Origin of the sequence: Panacibacter ginsenosidivorans, from assembly GCF_007971225.1 — a bacterium.
Taxonomy (GTDB): Bacteria; Bacteroidota; Bacteroidia; order Chitinophagales; family Chitinophagaceae; genus Panacibacter; species Panacibacter ginsenosidivorans.
In genome coordinates this window covers 2,388,797-2,409,742 of record NZ_CP042435.1, presented here as the reverse complement: position 1 = coordinate 2,409,742, position 20,946 = coordinate 2,388,797, and the positions used below count along the sequence as shown (strand labels likewise).

At 37.5% G+C, this 20,946-nt stretch carries 17 protein-coding genes; 8 read left to right on the top strand and 9 right to left on the bottom strand.

Translation table 11 applies throughout. The annotated features are described in order from the left end of the window. Positions 1–31 precede the first annotated feature (31 nt). The gene (locus FRZ67_RS10085; protein WP_147189428.1) at positions 32–3,094 is read left to right on the top strand and encodes a ligand-binding sensor domain-containing protein; all 3,063 of its coding nucleotides are present in this window, start codon (positions 32–34) and stop codon (positions 3,092–3,094) included. A gap of 278 nt (positions 3,095–3,372) precedes the next feature. On the opposite strand, the gene FRZ67_RS10080 is transcribed toward FRZ67_RS10085, so the two are convergent. Both FRZ67_RS10080 and FRZ67_RS10075 read right to left on the bottom strand, forming a co-directional pair. Continuing rightward, the gene (locus FRZ67_RS10080) at positions 3,373–3,579 is read right to left on the bottom strand and encodes a putative signal transducing protein (protein ID WP_147189427.1); all 207 of its coding nucleotides are present in this window, start codon (positions 3,577–3,579) and stop codon (positions 3,373–3,375) included. 15 nt (positions 3,580–3,594) lie between these two features. Further along, on the bottom strand, positions 3,595–4,497 hold the full coding sequence (locus FRZ67_RS10075; protein WP_147189426.1) for a CPBP family intramembrane glutamic endopeptidase: 903 nt from the start codon (positions 4,495–4,497) through the stop codon (positions 3,595–3,597). Positions 4,498–4,581: 84 nt separating this feature from the next. Here FRZ67_RS10075 and dusB point away from each other — a divergent pair, with 84 nt between their 5' ends. Continuing rightward, entirely contained in the window at positions 4,582–5,619 is a 1,038-nt protein-coding gene (gene dusB / locus FRZ67_RS10070; RefSeq protein ID WP_147189425.1) for a tRNA dihydrouridine synthase DusB, read from the top strand. An 85-nt stretch (positions 5,620–5,704) separates the two neighbouring features. On the opposite strand, the gene FRZ67_RS10065 is transcribed toward dusB, so the two are convergent. From FRZ67_RS10065 to FRZ67_RS10050, 4 genes are all read right to left on the bottom strand, one after another. Then, on the bottom strand, positions 5,705–6,226 hold the full coding sequence (locus FRZ67_RS10065; RefSeq protein ID WP_147189424.1) for a hypothetical protein: 522 nt from the start codon (positions 6,224–6,226) through the stop codon (positions 5,705–5,707). Between the two features lie 24 nt (positions 6,227–6,250). Beyond that, positions 6,251–6,829 (bottom strand): glutathione peroxidase, encoded by a 579-nt coding sequence (locus tag FRZ67_RS10060; protein WP_147193184.1) that lies wholly within the window; start codon positions 6,827–6,829, stop codon positions 6,251–6,253. 183 nt (positions 6,830–7,012) lie between these two features. Beyond that, the gene (locus tag FRZ67_RS10055; RefSeq protein ID WP_147189423.1) at positions 7,013–8,392 is read right to left on the bottom strand and encodes an aldehyde dehydrogenase; all 1,380 of its coding nucleotides are present in this window, start codon (positions 8,390–8,392) and stop codon (positions 7,013–7,015) included. A gap of 98 nt (positions 8,393–8,490) precedes the next feature. Further along, the gene (locus FRZ67_RS10050; RefSeq protein ID WP_147189422.1) at positions 8,491–9,681 is read right to left on the bottom strand and encodes an aspartate aminotransferase family protein; all 1,191 of its coding nucleotides are present in this window, start codon (positions 9,679–9,681) and stop codon (positions 8,491–8,493) included. A gap of 178 nt (positions 9,682–9,859) precedes the next feature. Between FRZ67_RS10050 and FRZ67_RS10045 the strand changes: the two genes are divergently transcribed. Together FRZ67_RS10045 and FRZ67_RS10040 are read left to right on the top strand one after the other, a co-directional pair. Continuing rightward, entirely contained in the window at positions 9,860–10,390 is a 531-nt protein-coding gene (locus FRZ67_RS10045; RefSeq protein ID WP_147189421.1) for a gamma carbonic anhydrase family protein, read from the top strand. A gap of 279 nt (positions 10,391–10,669) precedes the next feature. Then, on the top strand, positions 10,670–10,957 hold the full coding sequence (locus FRZ67_RS10040; RefSeq protein WP_147189420.1) for a DUF3630 family protein: 288 nt from the start codon (positions 10,670–10,672) through the stop codon (positions 10,955–10,957). On the opposite strand, the gene rsgA is transcribed toward FRZ67_RS10040, so the two are convergent. The 3 genes from rsgA to FRZ67_RS10025 all read right to left on the bottom strand — a co-directional run bounded on the left by rsgA (position 10,951) and on the right by FRZ67_RS10025 (position 14,879). Further along, complete coding sequence (gene rsgA, locus FRZ67_RS10035) at positions 10,951–11,877, bottom strand: ribosome small subunit-dependent GTPase A (RefSeq protein ID WP_147189419.1); 927 nt, start codon at positions 11,875–11,877, stop codon at positions 10,951–10,953. The two genes, FRZ67_RS10040 and rsgA, sit on opposite strands and share 7 nt — an antisense overlap. A 204-nt stretch (positions 11,878–12,081) precedes the next feature. Continuing rightward, on the bottom strand, positions 12,082–13,782 hold the full coding sequence (gene recJ, locus FRZ67_RS10030; RefSeq protein WP_147189418.1) for a single-stranded-DNA-specific exonuclease RecJ: 1,701 nt from the start codon (positions 13,780–13,782) through the stop codon (positions 12,082–12,084). A 134-nt stretch (positions 13,783–13,916) separates the two neighbouring features. Then, positions 13,917–14,879, bottom strand: a complete 963-nt coding sequence (locus FRZ67_RS10025) for a polyprenyl synthetase family protein (RefSeq protein ID WP_147189417.1) — start codon at positions 14,877–14,879, stop codon at positions 13,917–13,919. A gap of 182 nt (positions 14,880–15,061) precedes the next feature. Here FRZ67_RS10025 and FRZ67_RS10020 point away from each other — a divergent pair, with 182 nt between their 5' ends. From FRZ67_RS10020 to pgl, 4 genes are all read left to right on the top strand, one after another. Beyond that, positions 15,062–16,675, top strand: coding sequence for an OmpA family protein (locus FRZ67_RS10020; RefSeq protein WP_147189416.1), 1,614 nt, complete (start codon positions 15,062–15,064; stop codon positions 16,673–16,675). Positions 16,676–16,975: 300 nt separating this feature from the next. Further along, entirely contained in the window at positions 16,976–18,400 is a 1,425-nt protein-coding gene (gene gnd, locus FRZ67_RS10015; RefSeq protein ID WP_192903908.1) for an NADP-dependent phosphogluconate dehydrogenase, read from the top strand. A 162-nt stretch (positions 18,401–18,562) separates the two neighbouring features. Then, entirely contained in the window at positions 18,563–20,089 is a 1,527-nt protein-coding gene (zwf, locus tag FRZ67_RS10010; RefSeq protein ID WP_147189415.1) for a glucose-6-phosphate dehydrogenase, read from the top strand. A gap of 94 nt (positions 20,090–20,183) precedes the next feature. After that, entirely contained in the window at positions 20,184–20,936 is a 753-nt protein-coding gene (gene pgl, locus FRZ67_RS10005) for a 6-phosphogluconolactonase (RefSeq protein WP_147189414.1), read from the top strand. Positions 20,937–20,946: the final 10 nt, after the last annotated feature.

The following is a 20,946-nucleotide window of genomic DNA, read 5'->3' as shown; positions in this document are numbered from 1 at the left end:
TTAGTGGATAAATCATAATATCTTTTAGGTAATGATTTATAAGATGAAACCTGTTTGTTTTAAACCTATGTATCATTGGCTTATCCTCACAGCACTTTTCTCTCTATGTATTACTGTTTCAAACGCCCAACACTTTCAATTTCGCACCTACTCTTTTAATAATGGGTTGAGTTCTTATAATGCTAATAAAATTGTGCAGGATAATTATGGATTTATATGGATTGCGACACAGGAAGGCTTAAACCGGTTTGATGGAAATGATTTTATTGCTGTGAAAAAAGATCCGTTAAAAAATAATGGATTAAGTGAAAATTATGTAACAGGTATTGCAAAAGACAATAAAGGAAGACTTTGGATCGCATCTGCTTTAGGTGGTGTGGATCAATTAAATCCTGAGAATTTTAGAATTGAACAAAGACTAAAAGCTGATAGTGCTGCAAAAAATAAACTTATAACTAACTGGGTGCGGTGTCTTGCCTGGTCACCACAGCAGGAATTATGGATCGGCACATATTACGGCTTCAATGTTTACAACAGCAGGGATAATAGTTATAGAGCTTTTATTGAAAACCCGTTTAATAAAAACATAGAGTTGAATATATCATTTACCGGCCTGGATTCTATAGGTAACATTTGGCTGATAGCAGAAAATAATGGAATCATTATTTATAATATGAAGACCAAAAAAATGGTCACAACTATTTCCAAAGAACAACTGGGCATCAAGGCTGATGAAACTTTCAATGTAACTGGTCTTTTCGTTGATAAGCCTAACAGCATTTATGTATGCTCAAGCAAGGGGTTAAAGCATATTCTGTATCAGAGCAACAAATACATACCTTCTGCAACCGATAATACTTTTTTTAGGTCTTTTGAAAATGCAGATGTGCGGGCTTTAATTAAGGACAGAGATGAGCGATATTGGGTTGGTACTGCTAAAGGTATTTTTGTTTCTAATGGAAAGAGCGCTCCGGAAAAGATCATTCATTCTGATTTCTTCTACAATACTATACTGGATGATAATATTAACTGTATATATAAAGATGTGTTTGAAAATATATGGGTAACAACCACCAAGGGATTGAACCTTTTCATTAATGACGAATATCGTTTCCAGGCTTATAAAGCCAAGTCTGGTACGTTAAATGAGATAAAACAGGTAAATGTGTTATACCCGGATAATGATTCTCTTATTTACGCATGTGCTTCAACAGGCCTCTTTAAAATAAATATTAATAATTTTTCAACATCAGGTATCTTAAATAGTGATAAATACGGAGAGATGGAAACGCTGATAAGAGTTAATAAAAATGGATTTCTTGTATCCTCTGTTCAGCAATTATTATTCCTTCAAGTAAATAATGATCATTATCAATGCATGGATGCCGGATATGTTTTTAAAGAGCTTATGCCTATAAAGTTTAATTATTTTTCCACTTTTTTAAAATACAATGACTCCATTATTTTACTGGGCAGTATGGAAGACATGGGATTGTTTAAATGGGACATTAAGAACCATAAACTTAAACAATTCAAGAGTCAGCTTAATGCCAGTAATTGTTTACATGAAGATAATATTCATAATATCAAAAGTGACAGATCTGGAAATATCTGGCTACTATGCAATGAAAGCATTACAAAATACAATCCTTTAAAAGACTCCTTTGTAAATTTTTTTCCCAAAATTGAAAATGATGAACATGGCGCCCCGCATTTCTTTTTTGACTTATATGACGATGGCAGGTATCTCTGGATTACGTCTTATGGAAATGGACTGATCCGATTTGATGTAAAAGACAATTCCTTCACTTCGTACACTGAAAAAAAAGGCCTCGCTTCAAATGCCACTTACAATATTCTTAGTGAAAACGACTCCATAATCTGGGTTTCTTCTAATAGAGGATTAATGAAATTCAATCTCTCATCCACACTCAGCTCTTCCTATTTTTTTAGTGATGGTTTGCAATCAGATGCATTTGATGAAAGATCTGCATGCAAAATTGGAAACAACCTTTTCTTTGGCGGCATTGATGGATTTACCAGCATTGCAAAAAACAGGTATTATACTGCTGCGAAAAGAATTCCTGTTTACGTTGGCAAAATTATCTTCACTGCATTAAACGGTGAATTAACAGAAATAAATTCCTTGAATGGTGTTAATTCAGATTTGAATATTAAACCAGGGCCCGTTACTTTTCATATCATATCTCCTGATTATGCTAATAATAACAGGGATAACTATGCTTACAGAATTGAAGAATTAAATGATGGCTGGATACAAATGGGCTCCAAAAAAGAAATTACCCTTGCGGGTCTTGCGCCGGGAACATACCATTTCCAGGGAAGAATTTACAATGCGCATGGTGTTACATCTGACTCACAAACAATTGAATTTTTAGTTGTACCCCAATGGTATCAAACAATCTATTTTAAATTAGCGTTAATATTATTGGGAATAATGGTTATCTCTTTCTTTTATGGTTACCGGTTGAGCCAGCTTAGAAAGCAACACCAGATTCGAAAAGAAATTGCAGAAGACCTTCATGATGATATTGGCGCCACACTTAACAGCGTAAAAATATTTACACATCTTGCCGAAACATCGCCGGAAAAGAAAAAATATTTTGCAAACATTAAAGAATCACTTACGCAGGCATCCGTTGGTCTAAGAGATATGATCTGGGTGTTAGATGATGCCGGTGATACTGCAGGTGATCTGTTAAAAAGATTAGCCATGTTTGCCCACCCTGTTGCAGAAGCAACAGGTATATACATAAGTTTTAATGTAGATGATACGGCACGTGATACCGTTCTTAACAAAACTGAAAAAAGAAATTTATTACTCATTGCAAAAGAAGCCATCAACAACAGTATAAAGTATGCGGAAAGTAAAAATATTACTGTTACTTTCTCTAGGTTGCATAATAAAAATGTGCTTACAGTTGAAGATGATGGCAAAGGGTTTGTTCAAAATAAGATAACTCCGGGAAATGGTTTGAACAATATGCAGCAAAGAGCTCAACAGATACATTATAATATTACACTCAAATCTGCAGAAGGGAATGGGACAAAGATCACCGCTATGAAAAGGTAAAATTTGAATGAGTATTTTTTATGTACAGGCATTAGTACTTATGGCATCTTTTGTTGTGTCACTCACTTGTACGTTCTTATCTTTTATCGTCATTGCGAAGCTTTACCCAAAGATTTATGTGTGGCAAAACTGTGGCAATCTCATTAAACAGATAGCTAAGTTGCACCAACACACATTGACCGCCCTTCGTTCCTCGCTATGACCCACATATATTCTGCAGTACAGGAGTGCGACGCAACGATGCTTAATTTAAATACAAAAGCCCTGGCTCATACAATCTAATTCATCAAAGCACTATTTAACAGTTCAACGGCTATTTCTTTTAAGTGAAGCGGAACATATAATTCTATATCGCCAAAGTTGAGGTAACTGCTGTCGAGCTTATTAAGTACCACTACCTCAATGCTGTTCTCTTCCAGCATACCTTTGATGATGCTGGCTTCTGCATAGTTGCGGGTAATGTATAACTTATACCATCCTTTCATAACAGGCTACGGTTTTTATTCCGGCTGCAATAACAACCGGTCTGATTCTTTTTTGAAAGCAATAAAAAGTGCTAGAATGGCAGCCACTCCAATTAAACCATAATATAGCGGGTACGAATCTTCCATCGCATCCGGCGTTAATTTGCCAGCGCGGCTAAGGCTATATAAAGCTGTAACGCTAAATGCATTATTAATAAAATGAGCTGTTACACTTAACCAGAGATTTTTGCTGTAATAAAAAATATACCCCAGCAATAATCCCAGAAACAAGCGTGGCAGAAAGCCATAAAAAGAGATATGAATGGCGCTGAAAATAAAGCTGGTTATAAAAATACCGATGAAAGCATTTCTTGTCCATGAAACCATGATCTGCTGCAGACAGCCACGGAAAAACATTTCTTCAAAAAGTGCCGGCACAACGGCTAAAACCATAAGTGAAAAAATATAATCGTTGGTTGTTTTCATATTGGCTATGCTCATTACACCCTGGTTGTAGGCATCTTCAAGTTTTTGAAATGAATCTGCCAACTCTTTGGTAAGTGGTATCAAGCGGTTCAATTCTGCAAGTGTATTACCGATCATTATACCGGCAACCATCATAAGCACTACAAAAAATGTTTGTTTACCACTAAGTGTATCATTGCAGCCTAACTGGTTTATCGGGTCTTTGCCGCTAACCGCTGCAACCACAAGGGCGGGTACACCCCACATCAGGAAAGAAGAGAAGACCTGCAACAGCCTTGAAAATATGATGTTTTCAGGGTTTAAAAAAGCCTCCTGCATTTTGGACAATGGTATATGCATTACGTAATTCGCTATTAGTCCCGTAAACATAGAAAGAAGGATCATACCCAAACCTACCAAAGCTATTAACAGTGCAAATTGTGAAACAGGATTCAACTTTTGATTATTCAACATATCATTTACTTATAAGGCTGTAAATTTGCAACTCATTTTTGAGAGTCAGCTATTTTATGCTGATACTTATTGAAATTTATTTGAATGGTTAAGATTGGTAACATAGAACTTCCTGAATTTCCTTTATTACTCGCACCAATGGAGGACGTGAGTGATCCGCCTTTTCGTGCGGTATGTAAAGACAATGGTGCGGACCTGATGTACACAGAATTCATCAGCAGCGAAGGTTTGATTCGTGATGCTATTAAGAGTCGTCATAAGCTTGATATATTCGATTACGAAAAACCAATCGGTATTCAAATCTTTGGCGGCGATGAAGAAGCAATGGCACTAAGTGCAAAGATCGTGGAGACTGTGCAGCCTGATCTTGTTGACATAAACTTTGGTTGTCCTGTAAAAAAAGTAGTAAGCAAAGGTGCAGGTGCAGGTGTGTTGAAAGATCTTCCGTTGATGACACGGCTTACAGAAGCAGTTGTAAAAAGTACTTCACTGCCTGTGACTGTTAAAACGCGTCTTGGCTGGGATGATGAACACAGGAACATAGAAGAAGTTGCAGAACGCCTGCAGGATGTTGGTATAAAAGCACTCGCCATTCATGGCCGCACACGCACACAGATGTACAAGGGCGAAGCAGATTGGTCATTGATCGCTAAAGTAAAGAACAATCCGCGCATTCAAATTCCCATCTTTGGCAACGGAGATATCGACAGTGCTGAAAAAGCAATGGAATATAAAAATCGTTACGGTGTTGATGGCATTATGATCGGTCGTGCTGCCATTGGTTATCCCTGGATCTTCAACGAGATCAGGCATTACATGCAAACGGGCACGCATTTACCAGCACCAACTTTACAGCAACGCATCAATGTTATCAGCAAGCATTTGCATAAGTCTGTGCAGTGGAAAGGACCAATCGTTGGCATCAACGAAATGCGTCGCCACTACGCAAATTATTTAAAAGGAATGCCGGGCATAAAAGAATATCGCAATCGTTTAGTAATTCTCAAAACTGCAGAAGAAGTTGATGAAGTACTTGCAGAGATCGCTAATAAATATGCAGACTTTGAATTTGAAAAACTGGCAATTGAATTAGTGAATTACCACGAGAAATGCCCTTTGTAATTTTTGTTAGTGAGCTGTATTGCTGCTATTGAGCTTCCGTTGTGTCACTCACTTGTACGTTCTGAAGTTTGATGAGCAAGCATTCTTATATCTTCTGTTTTTGTAAGAAAATTTTCAATCCACTACTGTAATTACTTGCTCTTTTCTCTGCAATAAAATCTGCGCCGAACATTAATGCGGCTTCAATTGCTAATGCAATACCAATACCAACTATTAGTTGCTTATCAGTATTCGTTCTGTAAACAAGCGCTAATGCAATACCTGCAACAAACAATATAATTTCTATCCAGCGGTAGGTAACAAAATTTCTGTTGACTTCTTCCATTCTTGGCACTTCTTCATTTTGCAATTTAGATGGATCCATATCAAATGAATAAACCACATCTGTTCTATGTTTATCAGTTCTTGCATAAACAGTATAGCCAACAATTATTTGTATCAATGCAATTAAGATTAAAGGAATGGAAGCGCCTTTCCAGAATTGTGTTTTCCAGTAAAATAAACCAATCAATGCAATTACAATTGCAACAATACCCAGCATTACAAACAATAAGTTTTCCTGTTTTTCTGCAATAAAATATTTCTCAATATCTGTTTTGGTAAACATTCAATTGTGTTTCAATAAAGATAATTATTTGTTTATTGCATCAGTAACTTCTTTACTCATCGGAGAAACAGAACTATTATAAAAGTTTGTAAGCACACCATTTTCATTAACAAGGTATTTGCAAAAATTCCATGTTGGTTCCTGATCGTTCCAGCCGTTTTTAGATTTATCAGACAACCATTGAAATATTTCATTCTGATCTTTACCTTTTACAACAATACTTTTTTTCATTAAGGGAAATGTAACGCCATAATTCACCTTACAAAATGTAGCAACTTCTTCATCATTGCCTTTCTCCTGCTCGCCAAAATCATTTGCAGGAAAGGCGATGATCATAAGTCTGTCTTTGTATTGCCGGTATAATTTTTCCAGGTCTTCATATTGAGGTGTGTAGCCACAATCGCTGGCTGTGTTTACCAGTAATATTTTTTTGCCATGGAACTGTTCAAAGTTTACACTGTTGCCTTTGTTGTCTGTTGTATGTAATGAATAGAAAGAAACAGGTGGTTGCATATTCGTTGTATTTTTTTGTTCATTTTTTGATTTACCAAAAGCCATTAGCACAGGATAGAATGTTTTTAATATCGATTGTCTCAGCGTCATATTTTCTTTCTTTATAAAGACTAGTACTACTGCAATTATTAAAATTACAATAGCTGATCTTTTGATGATTTTATTTTTGAACATCTTAATAAACACTAAAACAAAAGATAAACAGAATTGTTGCAGTACAAATGTGCGACGCAACGATGTTTAATTGAAAATACCAAAGCCAGGTACAAGAAATTATTTGATAACCCATTTAAACAATTTCAATTTTCCTTTAAATGGCGGATATTTTATATCAGGATCGAACCATGTAGGTGTTTTCATAATTGCTTTTTTATGACTGAAAGTATTGAATGAAAACTTGCCATGATAAGCGCCTGTCCCACTAAAGCCCCGACCGCCAAAAGGCAAATGGTAATTGGTTAAATGCCAGCTCGCATTATTAACGCAACCACCACCAAATGCAACACTGTCAAGCCATTCACGCTCTTTGGTATTGCTTTGCGTGAATACATACAATGCCAGAGGGTTTTTATGTTGCGTAATTATTTTCAACGCTTCTTCTTTTGTGTTAAAAGTTATGACGGGAAGAATCGGTCCAAAAATTTCATCCTGCATTACTGGCAAAGAAAGATCAACGTGGTCGATTAGAGTAGGCGTAATAAAAAGTTTGCTTGCATCATGAGTGCCACCACAAATGATATTTGCATTTTGCAAATAGCCTAGTAACCTATTGAATTGTTTTTCATTAATAATCTTTCCATAACTATATGCAGTTAATGGATCAGTGGTATAAAATTTCTCAATCCATTTTTTTAACGCTTCAACAAGTTTTTCTTTTACAGAAGTATGCACAAGCAGATAATCTGGCGCAACACACATTTGTCCGCAGTTAGAAAATTTTGTAAGCACTATTCTTCTTGCAGCAACTTCAATGTTAGCATCGCTTTCAACAATACAGGGGCTTTTGCCACCAAGCTCTAATGTTACTGGTACAAGATTTTTAGCCGCCATTTGATAAATTACTTTCCCAACCATTGTGCTGCCTGTATAAAATACATGATCAAAAACAAAGTTGTTCATCATTTCGGGAACAACTGCTGCGCCATCACCTTCAACAAATAAAACATAATTTTCATCGAATGTTTTTGTGATGATCTCTTTCATTACGTTCAATGTTGCCTGCGCAAACTCACTTGGTTTTACAACAACACAATTACCTGCAGCAATAGCGCCAATAATTGGCGTAAACAATAACTGTAACGGATAATTCCATGGACCAATCACGAGTACAACACCAAGCGGTTCATTTATTACATAACTCGATGATGGCATGTTCAACAGATTTGTTTTTACTTTTTCCGGCTTCATCCATTTATGCAAATTGCGGATGGCATCATTTATTTCTGCAATAAAAAATCCTGTTTCGGTAACCCAGGTTTCTTCTTTACTTTTTTTGAGATCCGCGTACAAAGCATCATACAAATCTTCTTCATGTTGCAACACTGCATCCTTTAATTTTTGGAGTTGCATTTTTCTGAATGCCAAAGATTTTGTTGCGCCACCGTTGAAATAGTTGCGCATCGCTTCCAGCTTTTGTGGTAATGTTTGTGGCATATTGCAGCGGTAGAAATATTTTATAAATTATTTTTTGAACCGGGCTTTGTCATAAGTATTAAACTTTTGTTGCGTCGCACCCTTGTACATTTTGACTGCTATTCAGCAAATACTTCATCAATCGCTTCTATAATTTTTTTGCAAGCATTTATTAACTCTTCTTCTGTAATAATTAATGGTGGCGCTATGCGCATCTTATTTGGCGCAAACAAAAACCAATCTGTTATCAGGCCTTTGTTAATACATTTATGAATGATCTTTTTGTTTGTTTCAAAACTAGCAAACTCAAGGGATGCCCATAAACCTGCGGTATTTAGCTGGATGATCTTTTCATGCTGAAGATGTTGTCTTAAAATTTCTTCTTTCTTCTTTACTACATTGATCAAATTGCTTTGTAATAAAACTTCGAGTGCAGCTTTTCCTGCAGCACAGGAAACAGGATGACCACCAAACGTTGTAATATGACCAAGTACAGGATCGAAAGTTAATGTATGCATTATTTTTCTGTCTGCAATGAAAGCGCCTAAAGGCATGCCACCACCCAAAGCTTTTCCCAAGAGTAAGATATCTGGAACAATATTGTATTGCTCAAAAGCCCATAAAGAACCTGTTCTTCCAAAACCGGCTTGTATTTCATCGAGAATAAGTAAAGTTCCTGTTTTGTTGCATTTTACGCGAATTGCTTTCAGCCATTCCGGTAAAGGTTTTGTTACGCCACTCTCTGCCTGTATAGTTTCTAAAATTATACAAGCTGTATTTTCGTCTATGGCAGCAATTACTTCTTTGCTGTTGTAATTGAAATGATGAATATCAGGCAAGAGTGGACGGAATGCATTTCGGAAATATTCATCTCCCATCAGGCTCAATGCGCCTTGTGTACTACCATGATAACTTTTATTAAAAGCTATAATTTTCCAGCGCCCGGTGGCTCGTTTGGCAAGTTTCATAGCGCCTTCCGTTGCTTCGGCGCCGCTATTGGTAAAATAGACTGAATTGAGTGATGATGGAAGATTATCTGTAAGTGCTTTTGCATAAGCAACCTGGGGTGTTTCTATAAATTCTCCATAAACGATCAGGTGCATGTATTTGGCGGCCTGCTTTTGTACTGCTTCAACAACCTTTGGGTTTGAGTGACCAATATTGGCGACGCTGAAACCAGAAATAAGATCTACATATTCTTTACCATTTACATCGTATTGGTACATGCCGGAAGCCTTTGCGATTTCCAGGGCGATTGGTTCTGTTGAAGTTTGTGCAACGTGCTGAAAAAATAACTGTCGCTGGTTCATGCAAATGAATGTTAGTAAAAATATGCGGCTAAGTTAGCTGAAGTTAGTTGTTCAATTTAAATTCGCAATGTTGCTGACTTGCTGAGGTATAGATAAACGTACAAGTGTGCGACGCAAGCAAAGTTTAATAGTTATTCGATAGCCGGGCTCAAAAAATCATCTTTAAAAATTATTACCAATGACAACTATATTACCTGTACATGGTAAATTTCCAAAATTTGGCAAAAATTGTTTCGTAGCACCTAATGCTACTATTGTTGGCGACGTGGTGATGGGAAATGAATGTAGCGTATGGTTTAATGCGGTAGTAAGGGGCGATGTACATTATATAAAAATGGGCGACAAAGTGAATATACAAGATGGGGCAGTTATTCACTGCACATTTGAAAAGAACCCCACAAATATTGGCAATAATGTATCTATTGGGCATAATGCGATTGTTCATGGCTGTACGGTTTATGACAATGTGCTGATTGGGATGGGCGCCATTGTAATGGACCGATGTGAAATTCAAAGCAATTCTATTATTGCTGCAGGGGCTGTTGTGTTGGAAGGAACGATTGTAGAAGAGGGCAGCATTTATGCCGGCGTACCGGCAAAAAAGGTAAAAGATATCTCCAAAGACCTTATTCATGGCGAAATTGACCGCATTGCGAATAACTACGTAAAATATTCTTCATGGTTTTCTGATTTTAATGCAGCGAAATAAAAATCTGTCTGTCTATTATATCTAAGGATAATTTCCGAAGAGCCATAACTAACTGCTTGTTTTTACATTATATTAATATCCGAAGGGAATTATCCTTATTTTTTTGCACGAAATTTGCCATAATAAAATTTCGGGGTCGTTGCTAATTATTTTTATTGCCTGCCTAAAATAATACTGCGATCTGATTAAGTCAGCAATTACTTTTTTCCGAGAGAATTGTAACCTAACAAAAATCGTTAATTAAACGTATTAATTATATATGATATAAACAGGATTATTATGAGACCAAATGATTACAACACCAACACAACCATTATCGACGACAACGCTACCTTACAGCAGTTTTACGGGCTCACCAACGAATTGAGCCGTATTCGTAAAGTTCGGTTTACATCAAAACATGATGAGATCGACAATATTGAATGGAACTTCAAGTATCGTGGTTACCCGCTTAGCCTTAATTACAGCATTTATTCCGGTGTAACATTAACGCCTCAGAACAGCAAGGATGCTAAGGTTGTGATTGAACTGGCAGGTAAACTAAAAAGCAAAACTGCTCATCAATAACTTTTATCGTTGATGGACTCAAGAATGTTATAATAACTCACATAACGTTCCATTGCAATTTTTCCATGCTCCGCTGCATATTTAACCGCACATCCCGGCTCATTAATATGAATACAATTATTGAACTGGCAATTCTGTAATAATTGGCGCATCTCAGGAAAATAGTGCGACAGTTCTTCTTTTTTTATATCCGTAATACCAAACTCTCTTATTCCAGGAGTATCTATAATTCTTCCACCAAATGGCAAATCAAACATTTCTGCGAATGTGGTAGTATGCATTCCTTTGCCGCTCCAGCCACTTACTTCTTTGGTGCGTAATTCAAGTTCAGGAAAAATAGCATTAATGAAGGTAGATTTACCCACACCGCTATGACCGCTAAGCAAAGTGGTTTTATCTTTTAAAGCAAGTTTTAAATTTTCCAGCCCTTCATTTTTTTCAACACTTGTAAGCAATACTTTATAGCCAATAGCATTGTACATTTCTTTCCGTTCTTCAAAAAGTTGCATTTCCTTTTTACGGTATAGATCCGCCTTGTTAAAAACAATTATGGGCGGCACATGGTAAGCTTCTGCCGCTATCAGGAATCTGTCAATAAATCCTTGCGAAGTTCTCGGTTCTTTTAATGTAGCAAAGAGTAAAAGCTGATCAAGATTTGAAGCAACAATATGACGTTCTTTGTTTTGATGAGGTGTGGCTCTTGCTATATAATTTTTGCGTGGAAGAATATTTGTAATTGTAGCTGTTTGTTCCACTTCATTTTCCATTTCTATTTCAACTTCATCGCCAACAGCAATGGGGTTGGTAGAAGTAATGCCATCAATTTTAAAAATGCCTTTTATACGGGCATTCATTGTTTTACCGGTTTGGGTTTTTACAACATACCAGCTGCCTGTAGACTTGTATACCAAAGCTTTCATCGAAACGAAGATACGTGGAGTTTGATTTTAGCGTAAGAAGAGTTGTGTGCCGGGCTCCGGAATATGCATTGATCTTTCGTTGCGTCGCACTCTTGTGCATTTTATTCTCTACTCAACTGCTGAGAATTGTTTCGTAAGTACAAATGTGCGACGCAACAATGTTTAATTGATTACTGAAGCTGATAACAAAAGAAAAAATAAATATCAAACTTGAGGAATATTGAAATCAATAACTCTTAATTGCAGGCTTTGCTGACCGTTCCATTCATTCATGTCAAGCGTATAAACAATATCGAATGGCTTATCTTTTTGCAATAGATGAAATTTTTCTGCCAGGTTAAATCCTATACCGGTTAATGTTATGCCGTCTTGTCGTGCAACAAAACGTACATGTTTTTCTTTTACAACTTTTGAAAAACCCGTTTCCCCGGCGTTCCTTGTAATAAAGACAGGGCGCATATTCCCGGGACCGAAAGGTTCCATCTGAAGAATAATGCTGTAGAATGTTTGGGTAATGTCCCTAAAATTTATCGCAGCATCAATAACAATTTCAGGTATAAGCGATTCCTCGGTGATGGTGTTATGTACTACTTCCTCGAATTTATCTGCAAAAGCTTTTACGTTTTCTTCGAGCAGCGTCATACCTGCTGCTGCAAAATGCCCACCATAGCCGAGTAAACTTTGCCTGCATGCGTGTATGGCTTCATATAAATTAAAACCCGGTACACTGCGGGCACTGCCGGCAACTATATCTCCGCTTTTTGTAAGTACTATAGTTGGCCTGTAATAACTTTCAATAAGCCTTGATGCAACAATGCCAACCACGCCTTTATGCCAGTGATCGCGATAAACTACAGTTGTTTTACGGTTTATTAACGAAACATCATTTTGAATGATGGCTAGAGCTTCTTCTGTAATATTGCTATCTGCTTCGCGGCGGTCTGTATTATCATTATGCAGCATTTCCGCATATTCCAGCGCTTTATCGAAATCATTTTCTATAAAAAGCTGCACGGCTTTTTTTGCGTCGTCCATACGACCTGCTGCATTAATACGCGGTGCTACAATAAAAACAAGATTAGTTATATGTACTTCTTTTTCCTGTGCTGCAAGTTTTAGTAATGCTTTTATTCCGGTACATGGATTTTCATTTACTTTCTTTAATCCATAAAAGGCAAGAACCCTGTTTTCGCCGGTAACAGGAACAATATCGGCTGCGATTGCAGTAGCAACAAGATCTAGGAATTCGAGAAAATAAGTATCAGGTAATTGCCAGGTTTCGCAAAGCGCCTGAATCAACTTAAAACCAACCCCACAACCACATAATTCTTTATAAGGATAATTACAATCTTTTTGTTTTGGATTCAGGATGGCAACGGCGGGTGGTACTTCAATATCTGGTAAGTGGTGATCGCAAACAATGAAATCTATACCAAGAGTTTTGGCATAAGTAATAAGGTCGACAGATTTTATACCGCAGTCGAGTGAAATAATAAGTGTAAAGTTGTTTTCTTTGGCAAAATCAATCCCGGCTTTTGAGACGCCATAACCTTCTCTATAACGATGAGGGATATAAAATTCAACATTAGAATATTGATTTTTAAGAAACCTGTACATGCAGGCAACAGCTGTTGTTCCATCTACATCATAATCTCCAAAGACTAGTATGTTTTCTTTATTATTAATTGCTCCTTCAATGCGTTGTACCGCCAGCCTCATATCTTTCATGAGCCAGGGAGCATGGAGATCTGAAAGTTGTGGTCTGAAAAAGGATTTTGCTTTGTCGAATGTATTAAACCCTCTTTGTACCAGGATTTTACAAAGTGCAGGGTGGATTTTCAAAGCTTTGCTTAATGTTGCAGAATCCTGTTCATTTTCCTTTTTTATGTTCCATCTTTTTTGCATTATTATTTCTTTAATAATAGAACGGTGTTTAAGATTATGAAACTGTATAATAATGATAAAAAAAGTAATGAACGTACAAGAGTGCGACGCAAGTAAAGCTTAATTGAAATACCGAAATCGGGCTCCAAAAAAAATTAAAAATTTCGATCTGTTGTAAACCGCACCAATTCTTCTAATGCATCTCTTACATCCGTTTGCTCAAATTCGTTCAGTATCGTAAGAGCTTCATCCCTGAAAGAAAGCATTTTTTTTGTTGCATAGTCAATGCCTCCGGTGTTATGCACTGCATCTATTACATACTTTACTTTAGTTTTATCAGTATTGTTATTTTTTACAATGTAGATAATTTTGTTTCTTGTTGTTTTATCACAGTTATTTAATGTATAAATCAATGGTAAGGTAAGTTTCTTTTCCTTTATATCGTTGCCGGTTGGTTTGCCAATATTTGTATTGCCATAATCAAAAAGGTCATCTTTTATTTGAAAGGCCATACCGGTTTTTTCACCAAATAGTCTCATACGCTCAATCTTATTGTCATCATCAAATGTGGAAGATGCCCCTGCTGCGCAACAGGATGCCAGCAAAGAAGCAGTTTTGCCTTTGATAATGTCATAATAAACGTCTTCTTTGAGATTTAAATTACGTGCTTTCTCGAGTTGTAATAATTCGCCTTCACTCATAAGCTTTATTGCTTCTGATAATATTTCAAGTACTTTGTAGTCCTTATTGTTTAGTGAAAGTAACAAACCTTTGGAGAGAAGGTAATCTCCAACGATTACCGCTATTTTATTTTTCCAAAGTGCATTAATTGAAAAAAAACCACGGCGCTCATCCGAATCATCAACAACATCATCATGAACTAATGTAGCCGTATGCAATAATTCTACAAGTGATGCAGCTCTTAAAGTAGATATATTTATGTCACCACCAAGTTTTGCACTTAGCAATACAAACTTGGGTCTTAGTTGTTTACCTTTTCTATTAACAATATAGCGCATTATCCTGTCCAGCAGCGGCACCCTGCTTCTAACTGCTTCTTTGAAATACTCTTCAAATTGTATTATTTCCTGTTGAATTACCTGTGTTGCTTTATCCATCTTCTTAACTTGACTGCAAGATAACTGCAATTAATATTTAAAGCTGTGCATCACTTTATTTATTGTAAGTGTCATTGCAAGGGGATAAAATATATTGTAAAAATTTGGTATTTCATAATCTATCTATAAATTTGTTGGTAGATTTTAAGTGGGAAACATTACAAACAAATCAATTATTACCTATGGCAAGCGGAAAGTACTTATCAATCTTAGCCCTAACGGGGTTAATCACCACTGCTTCATTTGCACAAAAAAGTGATGCAGATTATGGCTGGGTGTTAGATTCTTCAAAAAGATCTGTGAAGAACATGCCTCAGCAAAACGAGTTTTTAAATAATCAGTATCCTTACCCATCCAAACCCCGCAGTATGTGGGAACTTGGCGTAAGCGGCGGCGGATCATTCATCTTTAGTGACATAGATCCTAAATTTGGTTTTGGCGGGGGGCTTTCTCTCAGAAAATCTTTAGGTCATATTTTCTCTGTAAGGGGTAGTTACAATGGTTCTATTAATAAAGGTGCGGATTATCGTTTAAGAAATACTTACGACGGAATTAATGGTCCTTGGAACGGGAATTACCTGATTTACGGAAACAAGTATGTAGCTAACTACAGGACAAAGGTTCACCAGTTATCGGTTGACTTCATTGCCAGCTTAAATACGCCAAGTATTTACAGAGGCAATCCTAAAACAAATATTTATCTTTTAGCAGGATACAGTATTTTAGGTGCTGACGTTGATGTTGACGCAGTGGGTTCTAATGGTCAACCATATAATTATACTGGTATTAACTTCGAAGGAAAAAGAAGTGATATAAAGAGTGCATTAAAAGATAAGTGGGATGGTGAATATGAAAGCAATGGTTCTATCAGAAATGAAAGCAGAGATGCTATCGGAAGAAGCGATAAGAACTGGCTGATACGTCACGGATTAGATCTTGGTGCAGGAATTGCTTTCAGAGTTACTGACAGGGTTAACATTGGCATAGAACAGAAATTCACAATGCCTTTTGATGATAATTTAGATGCGGTTAAAATTGGTTCTGCAAATGATTTCATCAGCGCAACCCAATTCAGACTCAACTTCAATATTGGTAATTCTTCAAAAAATGTACTGCCTCTTTGGTGGCTTAACCCAAACAATTATGTGTATAATGAGGTTAACACTCCAAAACACATGAAAATACCTACACCAGTATTACCTGATGCTGATGGTGATGGTGTTACTGACCAGTTTGATATGGAACCAAATACACCAGCTGGAGCTGCGGTTGACAGTCATGGTACAAGCCGCGACACAGATGGCGATGGTGTTCCTGATTATAAAGATAAAGAGCCACTTACTGCACGTGATTGTTTCCCTGTTGATGCTGACGGTGTAGGCAAATGCCCTGAACCTCCATGCTGCACAGAATTGCGCGAAAAGATGATGGCTAAACCTGCTTGTGCAATTACATCTTTGCCAAGCGTACAATTCAAGACCGGTAGCTTAAGCCTGAGTGCAACTGCTAAAGCTGTTTTAAATAGTGTGGCACAACAAATGAACGCTAATCCTGAGTGTAAGGTTAAATTAACCGGCTATTACAAAGGCTCTGACAAACGTTCAATGCAGTTGGGTTGGGATAGAGTTAATACCGTTATTAAATACTTAGTTGAACAACAAGGTATTGGCGAAGGTAGATTAATTTTCAGCCTGAGTGATGGTGGCGATCCTAACACTGTTGACCTGATGGGTACAACTGAAGAAGGTCCTAACAGCATTCCTGCTCCATTCCCTAATCTTCAGAAATCTAAATAAGATAGATATTCTAGGTAAATAAATAAAAGCCACCAATTGGTGGCTTTTATTTTTGCCACAATTTGTTGGATAATTATGAAGATTTTTATGCTTCCGCTTTATAACCTTTTTCAACTTTTCTTGCGTCGCACTCTTCAGCGGTATAATATAAATGGGCATTTTACTGTTGCAAATATTATGATACATACGCTGTATATTTTATAATCCAATTCGTCACCTTCCTGTCATGTTTCCTTCTTTCGAACATTCATTAGCGTGCATTTGTCTTAAATTGCGCTTTCAAATTTCAAAACAACATTCATGGATAATCAGCAATTTGATTTTGGAATGATTGGTCTTGGTGTAATGGGCAGAAACCTTTTACTTAATATGGCGGATCATGGTTTTGCCGTTATTGGGTTTGACCTTGATGCACAGAAAGGAAGTACGCTCGAATCATCTGCTACACCTGGCACTAAAGTAAAAGGTGTAACTACATTGGCAGATATGGTAAGCCAGTTAAAATCTCCCCGAAAAATAATGATGCTTGTTCCTGCCGGCAAACCTGTTGATGATGTTATAGAAAGTTTGTTGCCATTAGTTCAGCAAGGCGATATAATTATTGATGGCGGTAACTCTCATTACACAGATACATTGCGTCGTGTAAATTATTTGCATCCCAAAGGCTTTCATTTTATGGGTATGGGTGTAAGCGGTGGCGAGCAGGGTGCTCGTCGCGGCCCAAGTATTATGCCCGGTGGCGATGCAGATGCATACCAACATGTAAAACCTTTGCTCGAAGCAATTGCAGCTAAAGTAAATGGCGAGCCATGTACAGCATACATGGGTAAAGATGCTGCTGGTCATTATGTGAAGATGGTGCATAATGGAATTGAATATGCCATCATGCAATTAATAAGCGAAGTGTATGATCTGCTGAAAAGAGGTTTGGGACTTTCTAATCAGGAGCTGCATGATACTTTTAAACAGTGGAATGAAGGTGAACTGCAATCATTCCTTGTAGAAATTACAAGAGATATTTTTTTGCAAAAAGATGATATTACAGGAAATGATCTTATTGACATGATCCTTGACAAAGCAGGCAGCAAAGGCACAGGCAAATGGACAAGCCAGGATGCAATGGAATTACCAATTGCTATTCCTACGATAGATATGTCTGTTGCGCTACGCACTGTTTCTGCATACAAAGAAGAAAGAGTGCAGGCGGCTGCATTATATAAACCATCTGTAAAACCTTTGAAAGGAAATAAAGAAGCTATCATCAAGCAATTGCATGATGCATTGTATTTCTCAACCATCATTTGTTATGCGCAAGGTTTATCAATGTTATACAAAGCATCTGATGAATTGAAGATGGATATTCCGTTGAAAGATGTGGTTAAATCATGGCGCGGAGGTTGCATCATACGTTCTTCATTGCTTGAAACTTTTTACGCTGCATACAACAAGAAAGGAAAAAAACTTCCAAACATTTTGCTTGACAGAAGCATTGCAAGCCTGCTAAAGAAGAAAGAAAAAAATATTCGCACTGCTGTAAAACTTGCATCCCAGAGCAAATTGGCGTGTGCATGTTTAATGAGTTCGCTTGCATATTTTGATGCATACACAACAGAACGCATGCCTACGAATTTGATCCAGGCACAACGAGATTATTTTGGAGCGCATACTTATGAGCGTATAGACAAAGAAGGAAAGTTTCATACTGAATGGCAAAGCCATGAGTAATTTTTTTATGAACAGAGCTATGGAATAATTATCGAACATCGTTGCGTCGCACTCTTCAACGCTTTGATCAATAGTGAACAGGGGTACAAGTGAGTGACACAACGAAGATGAGCAAAGAACTAAAAGTTCATCAACAAAAAATAACAGAATAATTTTTGAGAGATGTCGAACAGTAATAATCACAATCGCCCACCTGCATCGGTGATATTTATTTTTGGCGGCAGCGGAGATTTAAATCAGCGTAAATTAATTCCTGCTTTATACAATTTGTTTTTAGATGAATGGCTACCAGAAAAATTTGCAGTAGTTGGTCTTGGGCGTACACATTATGAGGATGAAACTTTTCGTGGTCACTTGTATGAAGCCGTACAGCAATTTTCGCGTCGTAAAGGAGAATTGAACGGGCACTGGAAAGATTTTTCCAACTATGTCTCTTACTTGCAAATGGATGCAGAAGACCAGGAGTCTTATCATAAAATAAGTGAACGTGTAAAGGCATTTGAAGAACAATTTGGCGAGCATCCGAATGTAATTTTTTATCTGGCTGTAGCGCCACAATTAGTTCCTGATATTGCAACTAAACTTGGGGCGCTCAATATTTGCAAAGACACAAGATGCACACGTATTGTGGTAGAAAAACCTTTTGGTCATGATCTTAAAAGTGCGCAGGAATTGAATGGTCTTCTTGCACAGATTTATGATGAAGACCAGATATATCGGATAGATCATTACCTCGGTAAAGAAACTGTGCAGAACATTCTTGCATTGCGATTTGCCAATGCGTTGTTTGAACCGATATGGAACCGCAATTACATAGATTATGTACAGATAACCGTTGCAGAAACTGTTGGCGTGGAAGGTCGCGGTGGTTATTATGAACAAAGCGGTGCATTACGTGATATGGTGCAGAATCATATTCTTCAGCTGTTGTGTATGATTGGTATGGAAGCGCCGGTGAGTTTTGAAGCGAATGAAATACGCAACAAAAAAGTTGACGTGTTGAATGCCATTCGCAAAATAAAAAAAGAGGAAGTGCAGTCTTACGCAGTTCGCGGACAATACAGCGAAGGATGGATGCAGGCCAAAGAAGTAAAGGGTTACAGGCAGGAAGAAAAAGTTGATCCGCATTCATCAATTGAAACGTTTGCTGCGGTTAAATTTTATATAGATAACTGGCGCTGGCAGGATGTACCTTTTTATGTTCGCACCGGTAAAGCCATGCACCAGAAAACTTCTATTATCACCATACAATTCAAGCGTGCGCCACATTACGCGTTTCCGCCGGAAGCTGCAGATACATGGCGCCCCAATCGTTTGACTATTAGTATTCAACCGGAGATGGATATTCGTTTGCGTTTCCAGGCAAAGCGCCCAGGGCAAACGATGACGTTGAATCCTGTTGATATGATCTTCAGTTACCACGATGCGTATGAAGACGGTCACGAACCCGAAGCTTATGAAACTTTATTGCTTGATGTGATGGAAGGAAACGCCACACAGTTCATGCGTGCAGACCAGGTTGATGCTGCATGGAAAGTAGTGATGCCGATCATTGAAGCTTGGGAAGCAAGACCGCCTGTTGATTTTCCAAATTATGCGCCGGGCAGTTGGGGTCCGGAAGATGCAGAAGCATTGATCGCAAGAGATGGACACAACTGGGTTACATTGCCTGCGCCGCATAAAGAGTAATTAATTGGTTGTGATACCGGCATTTGTTTTTAATGGCATCTTCGTTGCGTCGCAATCACTTCGCCGTTCGGTAAATAATTGAATATTTCCTTCTATGCAATTACATATTCTAAAAGACTCAACAGAATTTAGTACAACAGTAGCAGATTGGATGGTTGAATACATCAATAAGACTTTGCAAAAGCAAGACAGGTTTACATTGGTGTTAAGCGGCGGTGGAACGCCAAAAAAATTGAATGAGCTTTTGGCAAGTAAGACTTATAAAAATAGAATTGACTGGAGCAAAGTTCATTGCTTCTGGGGAGATGATCGTTTTGTTCCTTTTGATGATGAACGCAATAATGCAAAGATGGCTTTTGATACTTTGCTGAATCATGTGCCTGTTGCAAAAGAACATATTCATGTAATGCAAACTGAAAACATTACACCGGAAGATTCTGCAAAAGCGTACGAAGCAATTTTAAAAAGCTATTTTCCTGAAGCACTTACAACGCACAACCCAAAACCCACAACTTTCGATCTGGTTCTTTTAGGCATGGGAGATGATGGTCATACACTTTCTTTATTCCCCGGCAAAACAGAAGTAATACATGAAACAAAAAAATTGTGTACATCATTGTGGCTGGAATCTCAGGATATGTACCGCGTTACATTGACACATCCAATCGTTAATCAATCCGCTGCAGTTGCCTTTCTTGTTACAGGAAGTAGTAAAGTAAATGCTTTGCATGAAGTATTGGAAGGCGCATATAACTCTGATCTTTACCCATCACAAATTATAAAACCTGTAAACGGTGAGTTGCATTGGTTCTTGGATGAATCTGCTGCTGCAGGAATTAAACATTAGCAAAATTTAT